The 5,389-nt window shown below is 71.8% G+C and carries 4 protein-coding genes; 2 read left to right on the forward strand and 2 right to left on the reverse strand.

What is annotated here, in order from left to right; translation table 11 throughout:
* Positions 1-1,318: FtsW/RodA/SpoVE family cell cycle protein (locus GT354_RS22685; protein ID WP_161358214.1), on the forward strand; the 1,318-nt coding region annotated here is incomplete at its 5' end.
* 144 nt (positions 1,319-1,462) lie between these two features.
* Here GT354_RS22685 and GT354_RS22690 read toward each other — a convergent pair.
* Entirely contained in the window at positions 1,463-2,308 is an 846-nt protein-coding gene (locus GT354_RS22690; RefSeq protein ID WP_161358215.1) for a M55 family metallopeptidase, read from the reverse strand.
* Between the two features lie 215 nt (positions 2,309-2,523).
* Between GT354_RS22690 and GT354_RS22695 the strand changes: the two genes are divergently transcribed.
* Positions 2,524-3,981 carry a serine hydrolase domain-containing protein gene (locus GT354_RS22695; protein WP_161358216.1) on the forward strand — a complete coding sequence of 486 codons (1,458 nt, stop codon included), beginning with the start codon at positions 2,524-2,526 and terminating at the stop codon, positions 3,979-3,981.
* A 165-nt stretch (positions 3,982-4,146) separates the two neighbouring features.
* Here GT354_RS22695 and GT354_RS22700 read toward each other — a convergent pair whose 3' ends face one another.
* Positions 4,147-4,683: a DoxX family protein gene (locus GT354_RS22700; RefSeq protein ID WP_161358217.1), complete on the reverse strand. Its 537-nt coding sequence runs from the start codon at positions 4,681-4,683 to the stop codon at positions 4,147-4,149.
* Between the last annotated feature and the right edge of the window lie 706 nt (positions 4,684-5,389).

Consider the following 5,389-nt stretch of genomic DNA (forward strand, 5'->3'; position numbering starts at 1 on the left):
CGCCCGGTTCGCCGATCCGTTGATCCTGCCGATCTCGGTCCTGCTCAGCGGGCTGGGCCTGGTGCTGGTGCACCGCCTCGACATCTCGTACGCGGAGACCTACCACTCGCCACCGGCGGCCTCGGGCCAGGTGCTGTGGCTGTGCGTCGGCATCGCGGCGTGCATCGGCATCACCGTCGCGGTGCGCCACCACCGGGTGCTCCAGCGGTACACCTACCTCCTGATGACCGGGAGCATGGTCCTGCTCGCCGCGCCGGCCTTCTTCCCGGGCGACACGTACGGTGCCAAACGCTGGATCCGGCTCGGCGGCCTGTCGTTCGAGCCCGGCGAATTGACCAAGCTCGCGCTCACCGTCTTCTTCGCCGGCTACCTCGTCGTCCATCGGGACGCGCTCGCGCTGTCCAATCGCCGCTTCCTGGGCTTCGAACTCCCGCGCGGGCGCAACCTCGGCCCGGTCCTCGCGGTCTGGATCGCTGGACTGCTCGTGCTGATCTTCGAGCGCGACCTGGGCACGTCGCTGATCTTCTTCGGCATCTTCGTGGTGATGCTCTACGTCGCCACCGAACGCACGAGTTGGGTCCTGCTCGGACTGTTCCTGGCCGCGATCGGTGCCGCCGCCGTCGGGTCGTGGGAGCCGCACGTGCACGGGCGCATCGTGGCGTGGCTGCACCCGATGGACATCTACCTGCCCCACCCGCCGCCCGGCCTGATCACCGAACAGGGCGCGCAGGCGCTGTTCGGTCTCGGCAGCGGCGGCTTGCTCGGGACCGGGCTGGGCCAAGGGCACCCCGAACTGATCGGCTTCGCCGGCCGCAGCGACTTCATCCTCACCGCCGTCGGCGAGGAACTGGGCCTGGCCGGCGTCACCGCAGTGCTGGTCCTCTACACGCTGCTCGCCGCCCGGGGCCTGCGCACGGCCTTGGCACTGACCGACCCGTTCGGCAAACTCCTGGCGGCCGGGCTGTCCACCGCCCTGATCCTCCAGGTCTTCGTCGTCGCGGGCGGCGTCACCGGCCTGATCCCGTTGACGGGCAAGGCCCTCCCCTTCCTCGCCCAGGGCGGGTCCTCGACCCTGGCCAACTGGATCCTGGTGGCCGTGCTGGTCAAACTCAGCGACGCCACCACCCGGCCACACCGCCCGCCGCCCACCGTCGTCGCGGCCCCGGCGCAACTCCACCCGCCCCGACCGTCGATGCGCGCCCCGATGTCGCCGCGCGCTCCGAAGGCCCGCCGCGACCGGCGGACCCGACCGGCTCGCAGCGCGACGCGCGACCGAGACGGCGGTCACCCGCCGCTGCGTACCGAGGACGCGCTTTAGCGACACTCGGTGCGTGGCGCGGACAGCCCTCAGTGACGGTGCAGCGAGGACGTGCCTCGGCGACGGTGCGCGGCGCGATCGCGGCGCAGCGACGTTCGAGAATCGGCAGGCGCGAGCGGGCCGAGTGCGCGGCGAGGACGTCTCTCAGCGACGTTCGAGAATCGGCAGGCGCGAGCGGGCCGAGTGGGCGGCGAGGGTGTACCAGACCTCGATCAGATCGATCACACGGTCCGGGTCGGGCGCCGCGCAGCGCACGGTGAGCAGGTCCACCCGCTCCGCCCCCGGCACCGCCGCCGCGATTTCGGCGGCCAACGGGATCTGGAACCCGACCTCCAGGACGAACTTCTCCGGCAGCGGCAGGGGTTCCAGGTTCGCGGCCTTCTCCACGGCCGCCGCCGCGCCCGCGCGGATCAGGTCCCGGGCCACGGACGGGTGCACGTTGTTCGCGGCGGTGAAGCCCTCGGCCTTCTTGACCGGAACCGTGATCACACCGGGGAACGCCTTCTCGGTCGCGGCGCACACCTCGTTGTCGCCGCTGACCAGACCGATCGGGACCCCGTGCCGGGCCGCCTGCAGTGCGTTGACCTCGGCCTCGGTGACGGGGACACCGTTGAGCCGCACCGACGTGAAGTCGGACGAGAAGGTGTGCGCGAGCACGCCCGGCGCGCCGGCCGCCGCGTGGTAGCCGATGAACAGCGCCACCCCGTGGTTCGCGCCGATGCCGTGTGCCATGCACTGCGCCTTGGGGCTGCCCAGGATGACCCGGGCCCGCGGGTCCAACTCCTCCGGAATGAGGTTGTCCATCGTGCCGTGGCTGTCGTTGACCAGGACCGTGTCGGCGCCTGCCGCGAACGCGCCCTCGATGGCGGCGTTCGCTTCGCCGGTCATCATCTTCTGCGCGCCGGTGTAGCCACCGCCTCCACGCACGATCTGGTCGAGGGTGGCGATGCCCGCCACGCCTTCCATGTCGATCGAGATGTACACGTCCATGGGGTATCTCCCGTTCGTTGCCCTGCTCGGCCGGTTCGCGGGGTGTGCGACGACCCTGCCGAGCATCACGCACGCCGCCCCCGAGGGGCGTCGGAGATTCGGACAGGTTCGGCGGTGGTTCTTCGTCGCCGACGACGATTCGGGTGTACCGGGCGCTGCCTACCGTGATCGATCACCGCGGCACATCCGCCGCTCTTCGAGGAGGTGCCCCACCCATGGGACGACCCGAGCCGACCTCGGCTGCCGCACCGGTTTCCGGCCGACCCGGTCGCCCGAGCCCGACCGAATCCCTGCCGACGCCCGAGTACCTGGAGGCCCGGCTTGCCGAACTGGCGGACAAGGCCGGCATCCCCGGGGCGAGCATCGCGGTTCGGGTGGGCGATCGGACCGTCGCCGCGGCGGTGGGCGTGCTCGACGTCGAGCTCGGCTACCCCGCGACCACCGACTCGCTGTTCCAGATCGGTTCGATCACCAAGGTATGGACCGCGACCCTGATCATGCAGCTCGTCGACGAGGGCCTGCTCGACCTGGACGCCCCGGTCCGCACCTACCTCCCCGACTTCCGGCTCGTCGACGAGGACGCGGCCGCCCGTCTGACGACCCGGCAACTCCTGTGCCACACAGGAGGTTTCGAGGGCGAGATCTACGACGACCACGGTCCCGGCGACGATGCCGTGGCACGCCTGGTGGCCGGATTGGCCACCACGGGCGAGCAGTTGTTCGCGCCCGGCGAGATGTTCTCGTACTGCAACAGCGGGTTCGACCTGCTGGGCCGCATCGTGCAGGTGCTGACCGGCGGGACCTGGGAAGCGGCGATCCGCGAGCGCATCATCACGCCGCTGGGCATCACGCACGTGGCCAACGACGCGAGCGAGTCGATCCTCCGGCCCACGGCGATCGGCCACCTCGGCGGGCCCGACGGTACGCCGGTCAAAGCGCCGGTCCACCACATGGGCCGGGCCGGCGGTCCCTCCGGGGCGCTCCTCGCCACGAGTGCGACGGACCTGCTCGAATTCGCCGCCGCGCACATCCGCGACGGGCTGCTCCCGGACGGGACGCGGCTGCTGTCGCAGGCGTCCGCGCTGGCGATGCGCGCGCCGCAGACCGACATCTTCGGCGACGGTCTGCTCGGCCGGACGTGGGGACTCGGCTGGAACCGGTACGACTGGCCGGGCGAGCCGGTCGTCGGGCACGACGGCGGCACGATCGGGCAGACGGCGTTGCTGCGCGTGGTGCCCTCACGTGGGGTCTCGGTCGCGCTGCTGACCAACGGCGGCGCCCTGTACCTCGGATACGACCTGATCCGTGAGCTGCTCGGCACGCTCGCCGGCGTCGACGTACCCGATCTGCGGGTGCCGCCCGCCGAACCGGTGTCGATCGACGCGCGCTATGTCGTCGGCCGCTACGAGTCGGCGTCGATGCGGGTCGACATCGCCGAGACACGGGACGGCCTGACCGTCACCGCCGGAGCCATCGGGGTCATCTCCGCACTCGTCGGCGTCGAGCGGGTCACCACACGAGTGGTACCGGTGAACGCGCGCAGCCTGATCGCCGCCGAGCCGGAGGGCGGCCGGCACCCGGTGTACGTCTTCGTCGGGGACGGCGAGCAGGCCGAGTTCCTGCACATGGGGCGGGCATTGCGCCGGGTACGGGACACCGAGACCGCCGTCTGAGCCGATGCCGGCGTGGGCCGGCGTGCCGGGCACGGGAGCGCACCGTGAGGCCGGCGTCGTCCACCGCCGAGGACTGTCGGATCGAGACCCGAATCGCGACGGGGTCGCTGCCGTGCGTGGTGGCGGCGGACGACCCCGGCGTCGGCGCAATCGGTCGGCTCGGGCTCAGTGGCCCGGCACCAGACCGCCGATGCGGTGGGCGGCGGCGCCGGAGACCGCACCGAGCTTGGCGGCGCGGCGGCCGACGGCCTTGTCCCGGCGGACCGCCTTGGCGGTGTGCCGGGTACGCCAGGCGAGTGACGGTTTGCTGCCGGTGTCGGCCGCGGTGATCAGCAGGCCGCCGAGCATCGACAGGTTCTTGAGGAACTGCACGCGCTGCCCGGCGCGCTCCTTGTCGTCCTCGACCTCCCAGAAACGGTGGCCGGCCACGGTAGTCGGCAGCAGGGTGGCGGCGAGTGCCAGGGCGGACACGCGCGGCATCCGGCCCAGCGAGAGCATCACCCCCGCGACCAGTTGGACGCCGGCGTTGAGCCGCACGGCCGACGTGGTGTCGGCCGGGACGACGGGCACTACACGGGCGATCCGCCGTACCACCGGCTCGGCGATCGGCACGACGCGCTCCGGCCGGAGCACGGTGTCGTAGCCGTGGATGACGAAGATCGAGGCGAGCATCGGGCGCGCGAAGGTTCTCAAGACAGCCATGCCCGGACGAATGCCCCGACCACCGTCGATTCGAACCCGGGCGACACCCGGTCTGCCCGATACCCGGTCTGTCCGACGCTCGGTCTGCCCCACATCGGGTTAGTCCGACGCTCGGTCTGTCCGACATCCGGTCTGTCCGATACCCAAGCTGTCCGACGCTCGGCTTGCCCGGCGTGGACACAGCCGCCGCCGATCGCCCGAAGTGGTGGCGCACATCCCGGTGGTGTGCTCGCCACCCAAGCGGTGGCGCACGCCATCCGTTGGCCACTCGCCACCGAAGCGGTGGTGCTCTCCCGTTGCGTGCCCGCCACCGTTCCCCGCGCGACGAGGTCCGGGACGCCCTCGTCGCTTTCGGTACCCGCCGGACCCCTCGAAGCCCGGCCGGTCCTTGCCTGTTTGAAAACGCCTGTCAGCCGGGCCGAAACACGCTGGTGACGGGCTCGGTCGAGGGCCCGCGCCGCCGGGTGGCGGCGACCGTCGGTGCCGCGGCGGAGACCTGTCACAGCCCGGAACCGCCACGCGGTCGGCGTATGGCCGTCGACGGCCGCGGCACCACCGAACCGGCCGGTCGCCGCGACGTGTCGCCCGCGAACGCGAGTCGGCATGCCCACCGTGCCGCGCAACGTCCGGCTGATCACCACCACCCGACGCGGTAGTTCGGTACGGCACGCCCCACCCCGCCGGACGTCGAACTCGTCGGTGGGGC

Origin of the sequence: Streptomyces sp. SID3343 (genome assembly GCF_009865215.1) — a bacterium.
Taxonomy (GTDB): domain Bacteria; phylum Actinomycetota; class Actinomycetes; order Streptomycetales; family Streptomycetaceae; genus Embleya.

What these genes read in the sequence shown, in the direction of transcription:
- GT354_RS22690 (WP_161358215.1), bottom strand. Translation starts at nt 2,308, where the DNA reads ATGGACGTGTACATCTCGATCGACATGGAAGGCGTGGCGGGCATCGCC.
- GT354_RS22695 (WP_161358216.1), top strand. Translation starts at nt 2,524, where the DNA reads ATGGGACGACCCGAGCCGACCTCGGCTGCCGCACCGGTTTCCGGCCGA.
- GT354_RS22700 (WP_161358217.1), bottom strand. Translation starts at nt 4,683, where the DNA reads ATGGCTGTCTTGAGAACCTTCGCGCGCCCGATGCTCGCCTCGATCTTC.